The sequence below is a fragment of the Rhodococcus sp. OK302 genome (genome assembly GCF_002245895.1).
Taxonomy (GTDB): Bacteria; Actinomycetota; Actinomycetes; order Mycobacteriales; family Mycobacteriaceae; genus Rhodococcus_F.
Window position 1 is genome coordinate 5,068,045 of the sequence record NZ_NPJZ01000001.1, and the last position, 20,830, is coordinate 5,088,874.

At 62.6% G+C, this 20,830-nt stretch carries 19 protein-coding genes; 8 read left to right on the plus strand and 11 right to left on the minus strand.

Annotation, left to right across the window (positions count from 1 at the left end):
* Positions 1–5: 5 nt before the first annotated feature.
* From BDB13_RS23275 to BDB13_RS23285, 3 genes are all read right to left on the minus strand, one after another.
* A complete protein-coding gene (locus BDB13_RS23275; protein WP_094275139.1) occupies positions 6–1,244 on the minus strand; it encodes a L,D-transpeptidase in 1,239 nt (412 codons plus the stop codon).
* 119 nt (positions 1,245–1,363) lie between these two features.
* Positions 1,364–2,434, minus strand: a complete 1,071-nt coding sequence (locus tag BDB13_RS23280) for a TauD/TfdA family dioxygenase (RefSeq protein WP_094273894.1) — start codon at positions 2,432–2,434, stop codon at positions 1,364–1,366.
* A 28-nt stretch (positions 2,435–2,462) separates the two neighbouring features.
* Positions 2,463–4,202, minus strand: a complete 1,740-nt coding sequence (locus tag BDB13_RS23285; protein ID WP_094275140.1) for an N-acyl-D-amino-acid deacylase family protein — start codon at positions 4,200–4,202, stop codon at positions 2,463–2,465.
* 230 nt (positions 4,203–4,432) lie between these two features.
* On the opposite strand from BDB13_RS23285, the gene BDB13_RS23290 reads away from it, so the two are divergent.
* Entirely contained in the window at positions 4,433–5,008 is a 576-nt protein-coding gene (locus tag BDB13_RS23290; protein WP_169636605.1) for a TetR/AcrR family transcriptional regulator, read from the plus strand.
* Between the two features lie 7 nt (positions 5,009–5,015).
* Here the strand turns inward: BDB13_RS23290 and BDB13_RS23295 are convergent, their stop codons facing one another.
* Positions 5,016–6,716 (minus strand): DUF3556 domain-containing protein, encoded by a 1,701-nt coding sequence (locus BDB13_RS23295; RefSeq protein WP_094273896.1) that lies wholly within the window; start codon positions 6,714–6,716, stop codon positions 5,016–5,018.
* 166 nt (positions 6,717–6,882) lie between these two features.
* Between BDB13_RS23295 and BDB13_RS23300 the strand changes: the two genes are divergently transcribed.
* Positions 6,883–7,467: a TetR/AcrR family transcriptional regulator gene (locus BDB13_RS23300; protein WP_094273897.1), complete on the plus strand. Its 585-nt coding sequence runs from the start codon at positions 6,883–6,885 to the stop codon at positions 7,465–7,467.
* A 65-nt stretch (positions 7,468–7,532) separates the two neighbouring features.
* Here BDB13_RS23300 and BDB13_RS23305 read toward each other — a convergent pair whose 3' ends face one another.
* Positions 7,533–8,531, minus strand: coding sequence for an AraC family transcriptional regulator (locus BDB13_RS23305; protein WP_217902148.1), 999 nt, complete (start codon positions 8,529–8,531; stop codon positions 7,533–7,535).
* A 350-nt stretch (positions 8,532–8,881) separates the two neighbouring features.
* Between BDB13_RS23305 and BDB13_RS23310 the strand changes: the two genes are divergently transcribed.
* From BDB13_RS23310 to BDB13_RS23325, 4 genes are all read left to right on the plus strand, one after another.
* The gene (locus BDB13_RS23310) at positions 8,882–10,234 is read left to right on the plus strand and encodes an MFS transporter (RefSeq protein ID WP_094273898.1); all 1,353 of its coding nucleotides are present in this window, start codon (positions 8,882–8,884) and stop codon (positions 10,232–10,234) included.
* 81 nt (positions 10,235–10,315) lie between these two features.
* Positions 10,316–11,140, plus strand: coding sequence for an SDR family NAD(P)-dependent oxidoreductase (locus tag BDB13_RS23315; protein ID WP_094273899.1), 825 nt, complete (start codon positions 10,316–10,318; stop codon positions 11,138–11,140).
* A gap of 71 nt (positions 11,141–11,211) precedes the next feature.
* Positions 11,212–12,264 (plus strand): 3-keto-5-aminohexanoate cleavage protein, encoded by a 1,053-nt coding sequence (locus BDB13_RS23320; protein WP_094273900.1) that lies wholly within the window; start codon positions 11,212–11,214, stop codon positions 12,262–12,264.
* A 145-nt stretch (positions 12,265–12,409) separates the two neighbouring features.
* Positions 12,410–14,011, plus strand: a complete 1,602-nt coding sequence (locus BDB13_RS23325; RefSeq protein ID WP_254922934.1) for a long-chain fatty acid--CoA ligase — start codon at positions 12,410–12,412, stop codon at positions 14,009–14,011.
* Between the two features lie 158 nt (positions 14,012–14,169).
* Here the strand turns inward: BDB13_RS23325 and BDB13_RS23330 are convergent, their stop codons facing one another.
* The 3 genes from BDB13_RS23330 to hrcA form a co-directional block, all read right to left on the minus strand.
* Positions 14,170–14,931: a 16S rRNA (uracil(1498)-N(3))-methyltransferase gene (locus tag BDB13_RS23330; RefSeq protein ID WP_094273902.1), complete on the minus strand. Its 762-nt coding sequence runs from the start codon at positions 14,929–14,931 to the stop codon at positions 14,170–14,172.
* Positions 14,932–14,933: 2 nt separating this feature from the next.
* On the minus strand, positions 14,934–16,088 hold the full coding sequence (gene dnaJ / locus BDB13_RS23335; protein WP_094273903.1) for a molecular chaperone DnaJ: 1,155 nt from the start codon (positions 16,086–16,088) through the stop codon (positions 14,934–14,936).
* A gap of 79 nt (positions 16,089–16,167) precedes the next feature.
* On the minus strand, positions 16,168–17,211 hold the full coding sequence (gene hrcA, locus BDB13_RS23340; RefSeq protein WP_094273904.1) for a heat-inducible transcriptional repressor HrcA: 1,044 nt from the start codon (positions 17,209–17,211) through the stop codon (positions 16,168–16,170).
* A 98-nt stretch (positions 17,212–17,309) separates the two neighbouring features.
* Between hrcA and BDB13_RS23345 the strand changes: the two genes are divergently transcribed.
* Entirely contained in the window at positions 17,310–17,633 is a 324-nt protein-coding gene (locus BDB13_RS23345) for a type II toxin-antitoxin system VapB family antitoxin (protein ID WP_094273905.1), read from the plus strand.
* On the opposite strand, the gene BDB13_RS23350 is transcribed toward BDB13_RS23345, so the two are convergent.
* The 3 genes from BDB13_RS23350 to hemW form a co-directional block, all read right to left on the minus strand.
* Positions 17,630–18,256, minus strand: a complete 627-nt coding sequence (locus BDB13_RS23350; RefSeq protein ID WP_094273906.1) for a CG0192-related protein — start codon at positions 18,254–18,256, stop codon at positions 17,630–17,632. The genes BDB13_RS23345 and BDB13_RS23350 overlap by 4 nt on opposite strands.
* A gap of 36 nt (positions 18,257–18,292) precedes the next feature.
* A complete protein-coding gene (locus tag BDB13_RS23355; RefSeq protein ID WP_094273907.1) occupies positions 18,293–19,174 on the minus strand; it encodes a glycosyl hydrolase in 882 nt (293 codons plus the stop codon).
* A 118-nt stretch (positions 19,175–19,292) separates the two neighbouring features.
* Positions 19,293–20,516: a radical SAM family heme chaperone HemW gene (hemW, locus tag BDB13_RS23360; protein WP_094273908.1), complete on the minus strand. Its 1,224-nt coding sequence runs from the start codon at positions 20,514–20,516 to the stop codon at positions 19,293–19,295.
* Positions 20,517–20,652: 136 nt separating this feature from the next.
* On the opposite strand from hemW, the gene BDB13_RS33645 reads away from it, so the two are divergent.
* Positions 20,653–20,745, plus strand: a complete 93-nt coding sequence (locus tag BDB13_RS33645) for an Ms4527A family Cys-rich leader peptide (protein WP_369597461.1) — start codon at positions 20,653–20,655, stop codon at positions 20,743–20,745.
* Positions 20,746–20,830 lie beyond the last annotated feature (85 nt).

A 20,830-nucleotide genomic window follows, 5' to 3' on the forward strand; every position in this document is an offset into this window, starting at 1 on the left:
CTAACTCAGCCGAGCGCGCTGCCGGCAACCCACTGATCCCACGGTAATGACCAGTCTCCGTTCTGCCAGACCTCGAGCGGAGCGCCGCCGGTGTTCTTGACCTCGACGACGTCACCGGGCTGCGAGAAGTCGAAGAACCACTTGGCATTGGCCGCACTGAGATTGAGGCAACCGTGTGAGGTGTCGGTGTTGCCCTGCGCCCAAACCGTGCTTTCCAACTCGTGCAGGTAGATGCCGTCGTTGCTGATGCGAGTCGCCCAGTTGATGGACTCCTTGTACCCGAGTCGCGAATTGATGGGAAGGCCATAGGTGGAGGAGTCCATGATGACCGGGTTGGCCTTGCTCAGCACGGTGTAGGTGCCGGGCTGCGTCCAGAACGAAAGTGTGGTGCCGCCAATGGTTTCGGTGCCGCCCATGCCCATGGACGTCGGCATTACCTTGACTACCTGACCGTTCTCGTACACGGTCACCATCTTGGTGTTGTCGTCCGCAATCGAGACGTGGGAATCACCGATGTTGAAGGCAACCGTGTCGTCTTGCTCGCCGTACAGGCCCTTACCCAGCTGCTTCCCGTAAATATTCGCGCTCACCGAAACGGTAGTGCCCGGTGCGTAGTAATTCTGGGGACGCCAATGAACATTCTGGCTGTCCATCCAGTACCAAGACCCCGCCACCGGCGGATTTGTAGTCACGACGAGGGACTTCTCGGCAGCGGCCTTGTCGCCGATCGACTCGTCGAAGTGAACAACAACAACGGTCCCGACGCCGTACGTGCCACCGTCGGAGATGGACAAGCCACCGGTCGTGTTGATGTACGCGCGTGTCTGATTGCCGGGCGCGACCGTCGTGAGCGTCGCATTCTTGGTTGTTGCAACACCATTCGCATCGACGGCAGCAACCGTCAAGTCGTAAGTCTTGCCGTATCCGAGCGGCCCACTCGGCTTCCAGGCCGTCTTGTCCGGCGTGATGATTCCCGCGACGTCCTTACCCTCGGGGTTGGTGAGGGTGACACTCGTCAATGTGCCCTTGGCAACCTCGACGGTGACGGGATCCAGCGGATTGATCGGAGCGCCGCCATCTGCGGGCGACACTGTGACGACGGCGTCGCTGGTTACAGTGGTCGTAACTCCGGCAGCCGGCGGACTTGCCGTGTCGTCAGTGGAGACGGTGCACCCCGCAGCCAGCATCATTGCCGCGACGACCGCCACCGCACCGGCAACTCGCTTGTGCGTCTGTGAGCGCATCGTGCCTCCTGCAAATCTCCGAACGACTATCTCCGACGAGATGCCGTCGGCCACTCAACGATAGTGCCCATATCTGACACACCGCTGAGTGCAGGATCCGAACCGCTCGAGATTGTGACTCACGGAACCCTGAACTGGGCCAGGTAGCGCTCCGGCATCTCCATATAGGGCGTGCGGAACTGCGCCCACCGCGGCAGGTCGGCCATCGAGTAGATGTCCTGCTGGTTATCAGGACGACGCGGCCACGACGGAACGTTCACCCAGAGCCGCATCAAGTGCCGCCGCTGGTCGACATTCTCGTGGTCCTCGTACGGTGTGCGTCCATGGACGATCAGTCGGTTGTTGAGGAACTGGATGTCTCCGGGCGCAATACTCATGTCCAGGTAGAACTCCGGAGAGGAGGACAGTTCGCAGAACAGGTCCAAGGCGGCTTCTTGCTCGGTCGTGATGTCGAAGTAACCGGCCCGGGCGGCGTCGCGGGTCTGGGCTATGTGGACACACGAGCTGAAAACTCCGTCGTTCTGGGAAAAGAGCGCGACACTATCCGAGGTCACGATTTTGCCGTCGCCGCGTTCGGCATCCATCTGGCTGCGCATCACCGGCATACCCTCGTAGAGCACACGGGCAAGGTCGGGGTTCGTCTCGATCATTCGGTCGTGGACCGCCGCCGCACTGGCGATCCTGCTGGCTCCGCCGTCCTTCGCCTCGCGCAAGCAGAGGAGCGAGACCACGTCATGGCCGTCGCAATGCATGTTCATCGACTGCGCCGACCGGTAACCGCGGACCTGTTCGTCGACCAGGTCGGCCACGTTCAGCACATGGCCCAGGATCTCGCCGTTTCCCGACTGCGGGATGATGACGCCCAGGTGAGCGCCCAGGCCACAGTAGATCCGCGCCAGGTCGTCGTCGCCGTACCGTTCGCGTGACAGCCCGCGGATGAGCACGAAGCCCAAGCCCGACGACAGCTCGTCGCGCAGTCGAGACAGGAATCGCCCAACGGTGTATAGCGGGAAAGTGTCAACGGTGATGTCGGCTAGGTCCAGGTCTCCGCGGGTCTTCAACGTGGCCAGCGCTGCGTCGATCTCGGTGAGCTCTGCTGCGGACAATTGCCACAGGCCGTCCTGACGGTAGTCGATGGCACTGCCGAGCCAGGCGCGGCGACCGCCGACCGGCGAGAGGGCGTCGTTCATAGTTCCTCCTGGATAGGGCGTGGAATTTTCAGGCTGAGAGACGGGACGGTGCAGGTTGCGGGCCTCGAACCAGGTTCCCCGGCAAAGCACCGGTGTGCTGCCCGCCGCGGGTGACGACGATGCCGTTGACGATGGTGGCGGTGTAGCCCCGCGCGTCCTGCATCAGGCGTCGGCCGCCGGCCGGTAGATCGCGGACTACGCGCGGCAACTCCAATTCGAGATTCTCCAGATCGATGACGTTCAGATCGGCTCGGTAGCCCGGCGCGATGAGGCCCCGATCCTGCAGGCCCATCATCTCGGCGCATCGCTTGGTCATCACATGGATCAGATAGGGCAGGGACAACCGTTCCCCCTGGACGCGGTCCCTACCCCAGTGTGTGAGCAGGTGCGTGTAAATGCTTCCGTCGCAGATAACCCCGAGATGGGCCCCGCCGTCGCCCAAACCGGGAACTGCGTGGGCATTGAGGAGCATCTCGCGGGTCGGCTCCAGGGTGTAGTCGGCGTAGTTCGAGAATGCCAAATAGAGGATATTGCGGCCGTCCTTGTCCAACAGTTTGTCGTAGACGAGGCTCTCGGGAGCGACACCCAAACGTTCGGCCTGCGCACCGATGGTGCTGCCGCAGGCGGGTTCGTAGTCGAAACCCTCACCCATCTCGTAGAGCTGGCCGAAGTCGCGCACCCGCATTCCGATCTTCATGTCAGGATCGGGGTCGTTGCTCTCGGCGAGGATGCGCGCCTTGACCTCCGGTCGGCGCAGTTCGCGGACGCGGTCGGCAAGCGGCCAGTCAGCCATCGCCAGGTAGGTCTCGGTCGAGTAGAAGGGGCTCAGGGTCAGCTCGAGACCCAGCAGGACACCCAGCGGCCGGGGCAGGACCTGCATCGTGGCCTCGCCGCCCTCTGCGTTGAACGTGTCGAACTTGTCCACGACGGTGCGCCAGACGTTTGGATTACCGTGACTTTGGACCACTGACATGCTGAAGGGCCGGCCGAACTCCTTCGCCTGACGCAGGCCCATGTCCAAGACTTGCTCCCAGTCGTCGTTGTACTCGATGACGAACTGGATCAGGCCCGCACCGGCTCGGCCGAGGGCAGCGGCCAGTCCGGCGTACTCTTCCTCGGTCGCGGCCAGGGTCGGCGTGAGCTGGCCGTCGCTGGAACGGTGGAACATCGTCTGCGAGGTGCCGAACCCGAAAGCGCCGGCACGGATCGACTCCTCGAGAAGAACAGCCATCTTCTCGATCTCCTCTGACGTAGCCGGTTCGCGGTGAAATGCCCTCTCCCCCATGACATAAGTGCGTAGGGCGGCATGCGGAACGTAACTGCAGATGTCGGCATCGAACTGACGCCGACCCAGGTAGTCGAGGTACTCGGGATAGGTGGTCCACTGCCAGTCCAGCCCCTCCCGGAGTACGACGTTGGGAATATCCTCGACACCTTCCATGAGCTTGATCAACATGTCACGCTGCTCGGGCTTACACGGCGCAAATCCCACACCGCAGTTGCCCATGACAACAGTCGTCACCCCATGGTTGGTCGACGGCACCAGCCGGTTCTCCCACGTGGCCTGACCGTCGTAATGCGTATGGACATCGATGAATCCCGGGGCAACCACCTGACCGTGAGCATCGATCTCCTCGCGGCCGACGCCGGTCACATCTCCCACCTCGACAATGACACCGCCAGAGACAGCTACATCAGCCTGCCGCGGGGGTCGACCCGAGCCGTCGATGACAGTGCCGTTGCGGATAACGAGATCAAAATTGTTCATGTCCACCTCTTCGCGAGTCACGATCCTGAACGACCTCGCTGAGCTTGATCGCAAGTGCCGCAATAGAACTGCGCCCTCGATGCCCAGCCAACACCCATCAGATTAGCCATGTGGCTAAATTTGGCAAGGGCTTGTTCCATCAGGAGGGAGGAACACGGAGCGGCGCAGATCCCACACCCCACTACAGTGGAGATTGCTCTTCCAACCGAACGATCGATACGGGGCCCGCTGTGACAGAGACGACCACTTCGGCGGCTCGTGAGCGAGTAATCGCCCGTCTCGTTGCGGCTGCCCGCCCACTGTTCGCGGAGAAGGGTGCGAGCGACGTCTCGCTCCGAGAAGTTGCAACGGCTGCGGGGGTCAATTACGGACTGATCCACCATTACATCGGCACAAAAGACGATCTCCTCAAGATCGTGCTACAACGATCATCAGCCGAATGGACAGACTATTTCGTTGACGCGCCGACCGTTGACGACGCCGTCTCCACCATCATGAGACCGAAGTCGTCCGAGTATGCCCGCATGGTCGCGCAATCGATCCTCGCCGGCGGCGCCCCCGAGACGCTCCTCGGTCAGTCTCCGGCGTTGGCGGCGCTGAGCCAACGCATCGCGGAAGACATCGACCATCCGCCCGCCTCAGGCGATGACCCTCGAATCCTTGTTGCCGCGATCACGGGAATGGCTCTCGGCTGGGGCGTGTTCGGGCGGTTCGTTCAGGAGATCGCCGGACTCGGCGACCTGGAGGAAGACGACGTCACCGAGGCGGTTTACGCATTGCTCCGCCGAGCAATCGACCAACAGTGATTGCGACTCACGGAACTCTCACCGTCACCGGCATGTCGTCGGCCCACGGTTGCCGGTTGACCATGTCCGCAACCCGAACTGTGCCCCGTTCGAACTCACCGGTGGCGGCGTCCAACAACCGGTAGGCCTGGGTTTGTTTGTGGATCGGCTGGGCGTCCAAGACCAGCACCCTCAATTCACCGGGTTCGAAGCCGCACAAGCCGTGGAGCGTCTCGATGAGTTGCTCGGAATGCAGGTGCCCGTCTCCGAAGTTCCACCCGAGCACAACGCCGGCCACAGTCTCGCCGTCGAGTTCGACGTACTCCGTTGTGGGTTGGTCGGCGAGGAGTCGGGGCAGTAGGGCGGCATGCGCGCGACCGTGCGTGTGGATCGCGCGGAACGCGAAGCCGGTCAGGCGCGTGACCCGGGCTTCGTCCTCGCCGCCGTAGATCTTCTCCAACTGGCGGTGCGGCAGCATCGCGAAGCGGATCGTGCCGTCGGTCAGCTTCTGCTCGCCGCTCGGCGACAGGCACCAGACCGTGGTGTCCCAGTTCCCGGCGTAGTACCGCATCCCGAGCAGGAAGCAGATCCGTTCCGGGAACAGGTTGCCGAGGATCACGAGGAGGAAGCTGACGGCCGGGATCAGCAGGACCGCGGGATGCACGAGGTCGTCGAGCCCCAGGGATGCCTTGTTCACGAACAGTGTCAGCACCGCGAAGATCATGAACACGTTCCACTCGAGCGGCGTCCCCATCGGGATCGTCAGGATGATGTGCAGGTGGAACAGGATCATCACGATCGCGGCGACCGTCGTGACGGTGCCACCGCCGGAGAGAATCAGCACAAGCGGAACGCAGAACTCGATCGCGGTTCCGCCGTGGGCGAGCAACTTCGAGAGCTTGGACGGGCGCAGGTCATCGGGGTACGACTGGGTGAAGAGGTGCTTGATGCGCTTCGTTCGCCACAGCGGACTGTTCGCCTCCATCGCCTGCACAACCGACGGGAAGTGGACGTTGAGTTTCGAGACCGCTGCACCCCACCAGATGCACAGCAGCACGAACTTGGCTGCCACCAGGGAGTCGGGGAACGGCACGAGGAAGGTCACGGCAATCGCGCCGTAGACCTCGGCGCGGGCGGCCAGGAAGATCGTCCGGTCACGCAGACCGATGAGAGCAAGTAGCCCCAAGACGACGGCTACCTTCTGCCAGGGCAGCTGAACCGTCCCGGCAGCGGTCGCGGAAACCAATGCCACCAGCAGCGAGACGAGCAGCGCGGCGTACAAGATGATGTCGACGACGCCTCGCCGGTCTCCGGCGGTGAGCGGAACTCGCCTCGGCCACGGTGGCATCCGGATAGTTCCGCGGCGGAACCAGTAGAGGAATGAACCCAACGGCGGCACGAAGCGCAGGTTCAGGGGCCCGAATCCGCAGCCCAGACCGGTGACCTCGAAGAGGATGCACCAGAGCACGACCTTCTGCCACACGACCGGCATGGCCCACCACTCGCTGACGTTGAACAGTCCGTCCACGCCGGGTGTGGTCAACGCGAAGAGCGCCGCGCCGAGGATGAACAGAGCAATCTTCAGGAGATAGCCGACGTACACCACGTCGGGTGTCCCGAAGCCCTGTGAGAGGTAATTCTCCGAGAGAATCCGCATCTGGGTGGGCCGCCGACCGTCGCGCAACTCGTCCGCATCGATGTCCGGTTCCACCGGTAGCAGGAATCCCATAGGTCCTCCGTAGCGCGCACCGCCGCCGACACGACGTCGACGCGGTTGGCGACCGGGCCTCGTCGCGGCCGGTCCTGGTGGAGAACGTATTCCTTGTAGACACTTCTGCACAAGTGTCTACAAGAAGATTTCACAGAAGTCCCAGACGTCCTATGATCGAGCCGCCATGAACCCCCACTCCAGCGCCATTCGCGACCGCATCCTCGACGCCGCTGAACGCTGTCTCGCGCGCGACGGGATCCGCCGTACCACCGTGCGCGCTGTGGCTCAGGAAGCCGAAGTCAGCCGCGCCTATCTGTACCGGTTCTTCAGCGACAAGGCGACACTGCTCTCGGCGGCCCTGATCCGCCGCGGCGCGGACTTCTGGGACGACGCAGCTGATCGAATTACGCGGCAGGACAGCGTGTCCGGCATGCTGACCGAGGCAGTTGTGCTGTCGAGGCAGGCCCCTTTGGGGCCGCTGGCCGTTGAACTGGCCGCCCGGGAACCGCGCGAGTACGCCGAGATCATGGGCACCTACTCTCACGACGTGGTAGCCCAGTTGTCCGGTTTCTGGGTGGACCGACTACGCGACGCCCAACAACGGGGACTGGCCCGCGAGGACCTCGACCTGCCCGGGGCGGCGGAATGGCTGATCCGGATTCTCGTCTCCCTGGTGGGGACGCCGGGGTCAGCAGTCGACGTGGACGATCGGGAAGCTCTGTCGACCTACCTGGAGGCGTTTCTCGATCCGGCATTCAGCCCGAAATGAGCAACGCCGAGCACATTGCTCCGCATACCTGTAGATCGGCCCGAGGTCGTGCTTGTTGCCATGGGTTACCGCCGATCGAGTTCACGCTCTTGTGCAGCCCACGCCGTCGGACTCAGACCGAAGTATCGACGGAACCAACGCGAGAACGCGCTGAGGTCCGAGAACCCGAGGGCTGCGGCAGTATCGGTAAAGGTCCGGTCACCCCGTGCGAGATGTCGCCGCGCAAGATCCTCACGCACGGAATCGACGACAGACGAGTAAGTCTTACCCGACTTGGATAAGTGTCGATACAAGGTGCGACGGTCCATGCCTAGACTGCGCGCGATCCGACTCGCCGTGCACCCCCCACCAGGCAGGAGCGCCTCGATCATATCGCGCACACGGTCGTCGACAGACGAGTCCTCCCGCGGCGCGAGCAGATCCAGATACTGTCGTGCATAAGGTCGAAACAGTGGATCCGACAAGGGATTCGGCGTGTCCAGGTCACTCGAATAGAGCACCAGACCGTTGAAATCTCGCTCGAACGCGACGTTAGGTCCCAGCACGCGGTGGTGGATGTCGAGTGTCGTCGGCGCATCGTGAACGAAGCACGTAGACAGCGGACTCCAATCATCTGGCAGAAATGTGCCGAGTATCCGGGAAATGGCAGCGACGGTCAGTTCGATCGACTGACGCCCGAGTGCCACATCAGTTTCCGACTCGATCTGCAGAGACACAAGTCCATTGAACTCGACGAGCCGTGGTCGAATGGCCTCGTTGTGAAACTGCATGTGACGCAACACTGTTGCCAGGGCACTCCGGACGTCGGGCTCTTCCCTGGCCACCAACCCGATCAGTCCGAGATTCGAGACTCGTCGTCCCTCTGCCATCCTGACCCCGAAGCTTTGACACTCCGTAACCACGGCCGTGCGCTCGAGTAACTCGTCTACGACTTGAGCAGCGAGCCACGCGTCCGGTGTGGCGAGAGTAGCCGGGTCGATACCCACCGCCCGCATCGTCGGATCCGGATCCGAACCTAGAGACTGCGCTACCTCCACGTACCCGTTCAGAACTGAACTTCGCACCTTCAGCACTTTCGCCATCGACTCCCTCTAATCGCCCCAAGATGCCAAGGAAAATGTCCCAACGGGACAAGACTAATTGACCCAATCGGTCTATCGTGACATGAGTCACCGAGCTTGTCACTCCCGTCGGTAAGTCAGGAGCACTACGGCTCGGATCGCTTTTCTGGACACCACCCAGCATCTGCCGACACCGCCCTGATCGAACACATCGTCAACACAAGGCGGCCGACTCGACCCACGTCGGCCCGAACATACTACGCCGCAACGGTTCTCGAACGCATGCTGTTTCAGGACCAGCGTCATATCGAAGACGTGCTCCAACGAACACGACTTCAGAACAAGGAGCACACATGGAACTGGAGACCCAGTCTCTCGCAACCGAAGCCGATTCCGGCGGCGGCCATCGGTCCAGGATCTTTCCGTGGGCAGTGTTCGTACTGATCTTCGGACTGATGATGTCGGACTACATGTCCCGTCAGGTCCTCAGTTCGGTCTTCCCCGTCCTCAAGGCCGATTGGAACCTGTCGGACTCGCAGCTTGCGGCCCTGACCAGCGTCGTCGCTCTGATGGTAGGCGTCTTGGCGCTCCCGATGTCACTGTTGGCCGACCGTTGGGGCCGCGTCCGTAGCGTCGTCCTCATGGCAGTCTTGTGGAGTATCGCGACCGTCCTGTGCGCCGCGGCGAGTAACTACACGCAACTGCTCGGAGCCCGTTTTCTGATCGGATTCGGTGAAGCCGCATACGCAAGCGTGGGCTTGGCGGTCATGCTCGGAGTCTTCGCCCCACGACTCCATGCCTCGCTCGGCGGCGCATTCCTCGGTTCGGCATTCTTCGGCTCGGTCATCGGCGTCGCCCTCGGCGGCGTCATTGCCGATCGACTCGGCTGGCGCGCGGCGTTCTTGATCATGGCCGCTTTTGGGCTGAGTCTTGTCGTCCTCTTCCGGATCGTCGTCAGCGAGAATCGCTTGGCGCGCCATGCCTTTGATCAGTCGGTAGCTGGAACCCCGGTCGCAACTGCTGGACGGGCTCCGATCTCGAGCTTGTTCACCAATGCCTCCCTGACGTGCGCATACATCGGTGGTGGAATGCAGTTCTTCGTCGCGGGAGTGCTGCTCGCTTGGCTTCCCAGCTATTTCAACCGCTATCACGATATGGATGCAGCGAGTGCAGGTTTGGCCGCGTCGTTCTTCGTACTTCTGATCGGAGCCGGAACGGTGCTCTGTGGCATCGCTGCAGACCGGTTCGGGCGTCGACAGCCAGAGCGGCGATGGAGTGCCGCCATCGCGTATGCCGTCATCGCAATGTTGTGTCTGATGATCGGATTCCAGCTGGAAAACGGCCCGGTCCAGTTGGTTCTGCTGGGCACCGGAGCGTTCTTCTGCTCCGGGTTCTCTGGTGCCACAACGGCGGTCGTTGCCAGCCTCTCGCACCCGTCGATCCATGCATCGTCCTTCGGCGTGGGCACCCTTGCCAACAACGTCTTCGGCCTGGCGCTCGGCCCCGTCGTCGTCGGCGTTCTGTCCGACCGACTGGGACTGCTCGGCGCACTGCAATGGGTCCCCCTCGCATATGTCGTGTCGATTGCTGTCCTTGCATTCGGCATGAAGCTCTACCCCTCTGGTCTTCGCAAGCTCGCCTCAGTGCCACTGAGTGATTCGGAGACAAAGCCGGTAGCACCGGACACTGCAGGCATTTCCGCATAGATCCCGAACCACCTGAGAAGTACCCCGACACCTGCTGTAGGGCTGTCGTTTTCACCGATTCACCAAGAGGAGATTAAAGAAATGCAGCTACTCGACAAAGTCGCCCTCGTGACCGGAGCAGCACAAGGATTGGGCCGATCCATCGCCCTCGCCATGGCACGCGAAGGCGCCAACCTCGTCCTCTGCGACCTGCAAGAGGACAAACTGGCGGAGGTCTCCGCCGAGATCGAGGCGCTGGGCCGCAAGAGCCTGGCGCTGCGTTGCGACGTTTCGTCCAAAGATCAGGTCGTCGAGACGTTCGCCCGAGCCGCCGAGCATTTCGGCACCGTTCACATCCTGGTCAACAATGCTGCCCTGGTGCCGAACTCGCCGGCGGATGAGGACCGGCGCAGCAAGCACTACGCCTACGTCACCACGCCGATGGAACGCCAGTCCATGGGTATCACCAGCAGCCTTACCGACGAAGACTGGCTCAAGTGGTGGAACGTCAATGTCCACGGCGTCTTCTACTGCACCCGTGAAGCATTGAAGTACATGGAGCCTCAGGGCTACGGCCGCATCATCAACATCGCCTCGATCGCCGGCATCTCGACTGGGAGCACGCACAGTCCCGGCTACTCGGCAGCCAAGGCTGCTGTTGTGAGCCTGACCAAGACAGTTGCTCTCGATGTCGCCGGCGCCGGAATCTACGTCAATGCCATCGCGTGTGGAGGAGTTCTCACCCCTCCTTTCCAGGCGTATCTCGACAACGCCACCGAGGACGAGAAGCGCAACCTGTACCAGATGATTCCCGTCGGCCGCCTAGGAAGACCGGAAGAATATGCCTCCCTCGCCGTCTACCTGGCGGGCGAGAACCACTACCTGGTCGGTCAGATAATCAGCCCCAACGGCGGCGTGGTCATCTAACCACCACCAACAGCAATCCACATCGAAAGACCTCTCTCACCAGAGTTTTCGCCCCAGACAGGAGCTACACCATGCATTTCCACGACGATGCACTCTTCCCCGAAAACCAGGACAAACTGGTCATCACCGTCGCCCCTTACGGCCCCGAGTGGGCGGTCGAGGACTTCCCCGAGGACCTGCCGCTGACGATGGATGAGCATATCCAACAGGCAGTCGACTGCTACGAAGCCGGCGCGTCGGTGCTGCACATCCACGTTCGTGAACTCGACGGGAAGGGCTCCAAGCGGCTCTCGAAGTTCAACGAGCTGCTCGGCGGACTGCGCGAGGCCGTACCGGATATGGTCCTGCAGGTCGGCGGATCGATCTCATTCGCGCCGGAAGGTGAAGGCGCAGAGGCAAAGTGGCTGTCCGACGACACCCGTCACATGCTCGCCGAACTCGATCCGAAGCCGGATCAGGTCACCATCGCGATCAACACCAGCCAGATGAACATCACGGAGCTCCTGACCGCGGACGATATCGGCGGCACCTCCCTGGCGCGTCCGGAGATGTACGAGACCTACCGGGAGATGACCATTCCGGCCGGCCCCGGATGGGTCGAGGAGCACCTCCGACGCCTCCAGTCGGCCGGCATCCAGCCACTGTTCGCGCTCACCGGTATCACCGGCCTCGAAAGCGTCGAGCGGCTCATCCGCCGCGGCCACTACACCGGACCGCTGAATGTGACGTGGACCGGCATCGGCGGCGGCATGGAAGGACCGAACCCGTACAACATCATGAACTTCATCCAACGAGTCCCCGACGGCGCGGCACTGACGCTCGAGTCCCTCATGCGCAGCGTATTGCCGGTCAACACCATGGCCATCGCGATGGGCCTGCACGCCCGATGTGGCAACGAGGACACCATCTGGGGCCGCAAGGGCGAGAAGATGACCTCGGTTCAGCAGATTCAACAGCTGGTCCGCATCGCTGGTGAACTCGGCCGCGAGGTCGCCACCGGCAAGGATGCCCACGACATCTACAAGATCGGCACCACTTACGCCGACGTGGATGAGACCCTCGCCAAGGTCGGCTACGCGCCGAACCGCCGCCCCGGCCAGGTCGGCTTCACCCACCACGCCTAGCAGTCCGGCTCGTTTACACAGTGGGGCACGAAACCAGGTTTCGTGCCCCACCTTCCGGGCGGTTCGTACCGCCCCAGCCACATTCCGAGATCAGCAACAAATCCGCTGCCGCAGAATTTCTCCCCACCCCACCCAGGAGTTCCACGTGACCAATGGCTTGACCATGGACGACTACCCCCTATCACTGACCGCTGTGGTCGAGCGCGCCGAACAATTCCACAGCACCAAAGACGTCGTAACACGCCGACCCGACGGAAGCATCGCCCGGACCACCCTCGGAGCATGCGCACGCCGGGCACGAAGGCTGGCGACCGCCCTGGCCGACCTCGGCATCGGGGACGGCGACAAAGTCGCAACCCTGCTGTGGAACCAATCCGAGCACCTCGAAATGTACTTCGCCGTCCCGGCAATGGGCGCGATCGTGCACACCCTCAACCCACGACTACACGCGGACGAGCTGACCTTCATCGTCGGCGACGCCCAGGACCGGGTGATCGTCGTCGACGAATCCCTACTCGACGTACTCGACAGCTTCCGACACACACACCACTTCGACCATGTCATCGTCGTCACCCACAGTGCATCGGCACCGGCCGGAACACTCGACTACGAAACCCTCATCGCTGCCGCCGAACCACTGATTTGGCCTCTCATCGACGAACGACAAGCCGGCGCAATGTGTTACACCTCCGGCACCACCGGCCGGCCCAAAGGCGTCGTCTACTCCCACCGTGCGATCGTGCTTCACTCCATGGCCGTCGCACTGCCCGACGCGTTGGGCGTATCGGCACAGGACACTCTGCTACCCGTGGTGCCGATGTTCCATGTCAACGCCTGGGGACTTCCCTACGCCGCCGCACTCCTCGGTGCCCGGCTGGTGCTACCCGGACCGAAACTCGACGCCGTCAGCGTGCTCGACCTGATCGAAACCGAGAAGGTCACCATGACCGCCGGAGTTCCGACCGTGTGGATGACGATGCTCGACGCCCTCGACGCCCAACCACAACGCTGGGACCTACGCCACCTCGACCGATTGATCGTCGGCGGAGCAGCAGCACCACGCAGCCTCCTCGAAGGATTCGACCGCCACGGCCTGACGGTCGTGCAGGCCTGGGGCATGACCGAGACCTCCCCGATGGGCACCGTCAGCCGCCTCCCGGCAGACCTCGAAAACTGCGACGACAACACAAAATACGACTTCCGGGCCCGACAGGGTGTCGCGATGCCGTTCTTCGACATCCGCGCCCGGAACGAGGACGACGGGTTCATCGAATGGGACGACGTCGCCATGGGTGAGCTCGAAGTTCGTGGACCCTGGGTGGCGTCCGGCTACCACAACGGCACTGGCGCAGACAATTTCACGGATGACGGCTGGTTCCGCACCGGGGACATCGTCCGCATCGACCACCGCGGCTGCATCCGGATCTGCGACCGCTCCAAGGACCTCGTCAAGTCCGGCGGCGAGTGGATCTCCTCGGTCGATCTCGAAAATCACCTGATGGCGCACCCGTCGGTGGCGGAGGCCGCGGTGATCGCCGTGCCCGATACGAAGTGGGGTGAACGGCCGTTGGCGGTGCTCGTCCTGCGATCCGGAATGACCGCCGATCCGGAACAGCTTCGCGAGCACCTCTCGAGCGAGTTCGCCCGGTGGCAACTGCCCGAGCGGTTCGAGTTCGTCTCCACCATTCCGCGAACCGCGACCGGCAAGTTCAAGAAGAGGAATCTACGCGAACACTTCACCGCATAATCAAACAGCCGTGAACGTGGTTCATCGATCCTCGGACCGTGAACTTCGTGCATGTCTAGAACTGCTCCCCGGACGTTGGAACTGAATTTCTCAGTCCGACCTCCGGGGAGTAATTGTCAAGGGATGGGGGAACGTCTAGTCGTAGACTGGCTCCCCGATCAGTGCAGCGGGCGCGGACCCCAACGATCGGTCAGAACTCCGATAGCGCCTAGCGCCACGGCACCGGCAGTCGATGTTCGTAAGACCGTCGGCCCCAACAACACCGGCGTAGCACCGGCTTCGGAGAGTGCCGCGATCTCCGAATCGTCTAGTCCGCCTTCAGGACCCACAACAAGGAATACTTCGTCCGCACTCGCCAACGGAAGGGCAGCCAACGGCGTCGTCGCAGATTCGTGAAGTACCGCAACGACAGCGCCGCGCGAAACCGCTTCGCGAACCAATGCAACGACAGCCGGGGTCTTGTGTAGTTCAGCGATATCCGGAACGAATGCCCGGCGCGACTGCTTAGCCGCCGACACCGCGGCACTACGCCACCGCGCAACACCTTTGGTGAGTTTGGGGCCCTCCCACTTTGCGACGCATCGCAGTGACTGCCAGGGAATGACCGCGTCGACGCCGGCCTCGGTCGCCAACTCCACAGCCAACTCGGACCGCTCGGCCTTGGGCAAAGCCTGAACGAGAGTCACCAGAGGTTTCGGCTGCTCGAGCACCTGAACGTCCGAGACCAGAAGTTCGAGTCGATCCTTGCCGACGCTTGTCACCACGGCGTCGGCTACGCGGCCACGGCCGTCGGCGAGCACAAGGCGCTCGCCGACGCCGATCCGGCGGACGGTCGCCGCGTGGCGACCTTCCTGACCGTCGAGAACTGCTGTCTCCCCCACGCCCGGAACGGGGTCGAGGAAAAAGACCGTCGCAGCCACTGTCAGCGGCCGCTGAATGCTTCGCGCAGACGCGAGAACAATCCGCCGCTGTTCTGCGATCCGGACGACACGACCTCGGCCTCGTCACGATCGCGGAGCAACTTGAATTCCTTGAGCAGCTTGGCCTGCTTGTGATCGAGGCGGCTCGGGACAACTACCTCGAGGTGAGCGTGGATGTCGCCGCGCGCACCGGATCGCAGCTTCGGCATTCCGTGTCCACGCAGGACAGCGACATGGCCGGGCTGAGTTCCGGGCTCGATGGTGATGTCCTTGGGACCGTCCATGATGGTGTCGACGGTGACCGTGGTGCCCAATGCTGCATCAATCATGGGAACGCGGATGGTGCAGTGCAGGTCTTCGCCGTCGCGGACGAAGATCTCATGCTGCTGTTCGACGATTTCGACGTACAGGTCGCCGGGGTGTCCGCCGCCGGGTCCAACTTCACCCTGTGCGGTCAACCGGATACGCATACCGCCGGCAACACCGGCCGGAACCTTCACGGTGATGTCGCGCTTGGCGCGGACGCGGCCGTCGCCACCACACTTGTGGCAGGGATCGGGGATGGTTTCGCCGGCGCCGCGGCACGTCGGGCAGGGACGCGAGGTCATAACCTGGCCCAAGAAAGAACGCTGAATGGACTGCACTTCGCCGGCACCATTGCAGGTCTCACAACGAACGGGCTTGGAATCGCCGTTGGTTCCGGCGCCGGTGCAACCGTCACACAGGATTGCCGTCTCGACGGTGACGTGCTTGCTGACGCCCGTCGCACATTCAGCGAGGGTCAGCTTGGTCCGAAGCAACGAGTCGGCTCCGGGCTGCACGCGGCCACGCGGTCCACGGCCTGCGCCGCCACCGCCGCCGAAGAATGCCTCGAAGACGTCACCGAGGCCGCCGCCTCCACCGAATCCACCGCCGAAGCCGCCACCGCCGCCTCCGCCTGATTCGAGGGGATCGCCGCCGAGGTCCACGATGCGGCGCTTCTCCGGATCGGTCAGAACCTCGTACGCGGTCGAGATCTCCTTGAACCGGGCCTGCGCTTCTTCGTCAGGGTTGACGTCGGGGTGCAGTTCGCGGGCAAGTTTGCGGTATGCGCGCTTGAGTTCTTGGTCGGTCGCGTTCTGGTTGACGCCGAGCAATCCGTAGTAATCCCGTGCCACGTTTTTTCTCTCGTCCTTCTCTTACTTCTAGTTTTCCTCGAACCTCACGAAGAGGAGTGCCGACTGGTGTCGACGCCCGTCATCGCTCGGAGAGAACTTCGCCGATGTATCTGGCAACGGCGGCAACCGATGCAATTGTTCCCGGATAGTCCATCCGAGTGGGGCCGAGCACACCGACACCACCGAAAACGGTACCGGCTGCGCCGTAGCCCGTCGAAATCACGGAGGTCCCGCGCATTTGTTCGACCTGGGTTTCTTCGCCGATCCGGACGGTGACCATGCCGGCATTCTGCGTCGACGCCAGCAGTTTGAGCACTACAACCTGCTCTTCGAGCGCTTCGAGAACTGCCCGCAGTGATCCCGGGAATCCTGCCAGCCCCGAGAAGTCGGATGCGTTGCGTGTCAGGTTGGACGTGCCACCGAGCACCAGACGCTCTTCCGGGTGCTCGACCAGTGTCTCGACCAGGATCGTTGCGGACCGAATGACGGCGTCGCGCAGATCGTCGGGAGACTCTTCGGCCAATTCGGACACTGCGATGGATGCCGCAGCCAGACGCTTACCTTCGAGCGCACCACCGAGCAGTGCGCGGAGACGGACAAGATCCTCGTCGTCAAGCACGTCACCCAACTCGACGATGCGCTGGTCGACGCGTCCGGAGTCGGTAATCAGTACGAGGAGTAGACGTGCCGGGGTCAACGCCACAACTTCGAGGTGGCGGACCGACGACGCCGACAGCGTCGGGTACTGAACCACGGCAACCTGCCGGGTCAGTTGAGCAAGCAGACGCACACCGCGTCGGAGCACGTCGTCGAGGTCGACGCCGGTTTCCAGAAATTCGAGAATGGCACGACGCTCGGGTCCGGACAGCGGCTTGACGTCGGCAATGCGATCGACGAACTCGCGATAACCCTTGTCCGTCGGAACACGCCCGGAACTGGTGTGAGGTTGTGCGATGTATCCCTCAGCTTCGAGAAATGCCATGTCATTGCGCACCGTGGCACTCGACACACCGAGGTTGTGACGCTCGACCAAAGCTCTCGATCCGACCGGATCCTGCGTGGAAACATAATCAGCGACGATTGCCCGCAGGACCTCGAATCGCCTGTCGTCGGTACTCGACATCGTTGCGACCTCCGTTCCCTGCGTTCTGTGTGCACTGTCCCAACTGGCAGTCTAATCGCCCGAGCGCCAGTCTCGGGTGTTGCCCTTACTCTGGAGTCATGATCTTCAAGGGCGTCATGGACGGCAAGCCGTATCCCGACCACGGACTGTCTCTGCGCGACTGGGCCAAGTTTCCGCCGCGCCAGGTCCGACTCGACGAAATTGTGACAACAACCAAAGTCCTCGAATTGGACCGGCTACTGTCCGAGGACTCAACCTTCTACGGCGATCTGTTTCCGCACGCAGTTCAGTGGAAGGGAACGCTCTATCTCGAGGACGGCCTGCATCGTGCCGTGCGTTCGGCACTCCGAAATCGTGTTGTACTGCACGCCCGCGTTTTCGATTACGACGCCATGCCCGGGGTTATCGAGGGGACGCACTAAGCGATTCGCAGCGAAGCCAACACAGCGGGATCCGCCTGGCCGGGCCAGGTACCCGTCAAGGTGAAGCCACCCGACGTCCGCTCGGGATCGACCACTCGTACCACTGTCAACTCCGTCGTACCGGCCGAAATCTTGGCGCCCTCGGCGGCGGACGAACATGTTGCGGCGCCAATTTCCGGAACATCGGAACCCGCTGCACCGCTACCGACTACGTGAGTAGTGACCTCGCGGGCATCGTCAGGATTCGCGAACTCCAACGTTGCCTCGGAACCGCCGGCGATGATCGTCGTCGCAAGTGCGCGGACGTACACCGGGTCGCCGCACGCGTCGTAGACCCACCGCTCCCCCAGAACGGAATGGTCCATGGTGCGGATCAGAAAAGCATCCGCGTCGACGAGTGGAGCAGCTCGATAGGTGAGCGGAACCTGGAGAATCGTGCCGTCCACGGCGCGAAGAAGGTGGGTCTCGATTCCGACCTCGCCGGCCGGATCGTCGAAACGATAGGCACCGATGTGCTCGAGGCCAGAGGTGTCAGTTGATCCGACCCACGACTGCCCAGGCACCCACTCCCGCAGCAAGTCGATCTTCGACGGCTTCAATTGCGCACTGTAAATGAGGGCCACGGAAGTGAGGCTACGCCGTGCACTATCCCGCCTGCGTCAGGAAATCGCCCGGAACCGTTCACCGATCACCGTAATTCGCCCGTTTGCGTCGTACAGCGCGGTGCCAGGTCCCTCGGGCCACGGCGGCAGGGCGAACCATGCCCAGCGCTGCAGATACGGCAGTGTCGCCATCATCGACGCTGCGGCGGCAAGGAATTCGGCCTGGACGGAAGGCGGCATCACGTGGGTACCGTTCTGGTACGTGATGAGCGAGAACTCCGTCAGCCACAACGGAAGTCCGTAGCGGGCGTGGACGGCCTCCAGGTACTGGCGTAGATCCTCGACAGCGATCGCCGCCGAATACGGAGCGTCCCGGAGCGCGGGTGAGAGATACCAGTGAATCGGAATGAAGTCGACTCGATAGCCACTCGATCGGACGCCCGCCATGAATCGGTCCAACCATTGCCCGGGGACATCTCCGTGTGTGGCGACGGCAGGGGCACCCAACGCAAGTCCGGTCTGTTGCAACCGTGGCCACGCCCGCAGTGCCGCCTCGACAGACATATTGGCCTGCGCGGCTGTGTCAGGTTCGTTGAAGCCGAGCAGAACCTGTCCGCTTGCCTTTGCGCGGCGCAAGGCATCATCGGTCAGGTCTCGTTCGCCCCAGATCATCGGCACGAACTCGCATCCGCCCGGGGTCGCGATCCCAGGATGATCGGGAGTCCAGGTGTAGTACCAGCGCGCACCGGAATCCGCGAGACCCTCGCTCACTCCCCTGCCTTGCCAAGCACCCACGCCCGCCGAGGCCCCGGGCGGCGGATTCCAATCCTGCGACGACGAGGACTGCGCGTCAGCCCCACCTGCCAGAATCCCGGTCGCGGCAAGACCGAGACCACCAGCGAGTAATGCGCGACGAGTGAGTTTGTCGGCTCCACTCATAGGCAGAATCCCTCCGGGTTGCACTTCTGGAACTGCCAGGTGTCACGCCAACATTCTCATCGAAGTATTCTCCCGAGCGGGACTCAAAGGCAAGGGCTCAACATTCCCTCGGCATTGATCAGGCCAGCACCGTGCGAATCACGGCATCCGCGAGCAGACGCCCACGATCGGTCAGAACCAGATGAACGTTCTCGATTACAGCCAGTCCGTCGACCACGACCTGATCAGCCGAAAGCCGTTCGGACGCATCCAATTCCGACAACGGTAGCCCGGTGCGCAACCTAGCCGTCAGCATCACCCGCTCCATGTGAATGTCGTCGGCAGTCAGTTCTTCACTGCCACCGACCGGCAGTTCGCCCTGCGCGAGTTGCTCCGCATAGCGCGCGGGATGTTTGACGTTCCACCAGCGGACCCCGCCCACATGGCTGTGCGCTCCGGGGCCGGCGCCCCACCAGTCGCCGCCGTCCCAGTAGCCGAGGTTGTGACGGCACCGAGTGTCGCCGGATTCGGCGGTTTCGGCTTTCGCCCAGTTGGACACTTCGTACCAAGACAGACCGGCCTCGGACAGCCGTGAGTCGATCCGTTCGTAACGCGTCGCCAACACGTCGTCGTCGGGTGCCGGCAACTCACCCCGGCGGACCTTGCGCGCCATGGCGGTTCCGTCCTCGACAATGAGCGCGTAGGCGGACACATGGTCGACGTCGGCGGAGAGAACTGCATCCAGGGACGCATCGAGATCAATGTCCCGCTCCCCCGGCGTTCCGTAGATCAAGTCGAGATTTACATGCGAAAAGCCCGCTGCGCGAGCCTCTTTCGCGGCCGCCACCGCGCGGCCCGGAGTATGGGTGCGGTCGAGAATCTTGAGTACATGCTGCGCGGCCGACTGCATACCGAGCGAGATGCGGGTAAATCCGCCGGCGCGGAGAGCGTCGAAGAACTCGGGCGACGTCGACTCCGGATTCGATTCCGTCGTCACCTCAGCCCCGGGAGCAAGTCCGAAACTGCTGCGCACTGCCGCCAACACTTCGGTGAGTCCGTCGCCGCCGAGCAACGACGGCGTACCGCCACCGACAAATACCGTCTCCGCTGCCGGAGCTCCCGTCATCTCGGCCGCGAGGTCGAGTTCACGCTTGAGCCCTTCCATCCAGGACTGCGGCGAAGCGGAGGTACCCAGCTCGCCGGCCGTGTAGGTGTTGAAGTCGCAGTAGCCGCACCGCGTCGCACAGAACGGAACGTGGATGTAGATCCCGAACGGCCGCTTTCCGACGCCCTCCAGCGAGCGTGCGGGCAACGCGAACGGAGCCGCAGTCTGTTGAGCAGGAGTTGTACCGGTGACATTCACTCCACCAGTCTCCCAGCATTCGAGGCGACGTCCTACTCCACTTGCACCGACGGCCTGAGCAGTGCATTTCCCCCAATTTTGGTGGAAATAGGTACCCGGGTCGGAATTATCGATTTGACGTGGCACAATGGTCGACATGACCGGACTCGGAGTACGACTTGTGGCGCGTCGCCACGTCGACTTCAAGCGTGTGTGCAGCTCTACGTGTCTGCCCTCCTGTTGCTGTTGATCTTCACCTGATCAATCAGCCTTCCCGCTCATCTTCATCTGCTTCACCAGTCGTCAGCATTGATAGCTGACTTTCTTCGTGAGCA

What these genes read in the sequence shown, in the direction of transcription:
- BDB13_RS23275 (WP_094275139.1), bottom strand. Translation starts at nt 1,244, where the DNA reads ATGCGCTCACAGACGCACAAGCGAGTTGCCGGTGCGGTGGCGGTCGTC.
- BDB13_RS23280 (WP_094273894.1), bottom strand. Translation starts at nt 2,434, where the DNA reads ATGAACGACGCCCTCTCGCCGGTCGGCGGTCGCCGCGCCTGGCTCGGC.
- BDB13_RS23285 (WP_094275140.1), bottom strand. Translation starts at nt 4,202, where the DNA reads ATGAACAATTTTGATCTCGTTATCCGCAACGGCACTGTCATCGACGGC.
- BDB13_RS23295 (WP_094273896.1), bottom strand. Translation starts at nt 6,716, where the DNA reads ATGGGATTCCTGCTACCGGTGGAACCGGACATCGATGCGGACGAGTTG.
- BDB13_RS23300 (WP_094273897.1), top strand. Translation starts at nt 6,883, where the DNA reads ATGAACCCCCACTCCAGCGCCATTCGCGACCGCATCCTCGACGCCGCT.
- BDB13_RS23310 (WP_094273898.1), top strand. Translation starts at nt 8,882, where the DNA reads ATGGAACTGGAGACCCAGTCTCTCGCAACCGAAGCCGATTCCGGCGGC.
- BDB13_RS23315 (WP_094273899.1), top strand. Translation starts at nt 10,316, where the DNA reads ATGCAGCTACTCGACAAAGTCGCCCTCGTGACCGGAGCAGCACAAGGA.
- BDB13_RS23320 (WP_094273900.1), top strand. Translation starts at nt 11,212, where the DNA reads ATGCATTTCCACGACGATGCACTCTTCCCCGAAAACCAGGACAAACTG.
- hrcA (WP_094273904.1), bottom strand. Translation starts at nt 17,211, where the DNA reads ATGTCGAGTACCGACGACAGGCGATTCGAGGTCCTGCGGGCAATCGTC.
- BDB13_RS23345 (WP_094273905.1), top strand. Translation starts at nt 17,310, where the DNA reads ATGATCTTCAAGGGCGTCATGGACGGCAAGCCGTATCCCGACCACGGA.
- BDB13_RS23355 (WP_094273907.1), bottom strand. Translation starts at nt 19,174, where the DNA reads ATGAGTGGAGCCGACAAACTCACTCGTCGCGCATTACTCGCTGGTGGT.
- BDB13_RS33645 (WP_369597461.1), top strand. Translation starts at nt 20,653, where the DNA reads ATGACCGGACTCGGAGTACGACTTGTGGCGCGTCGCCACGTCGACTTC.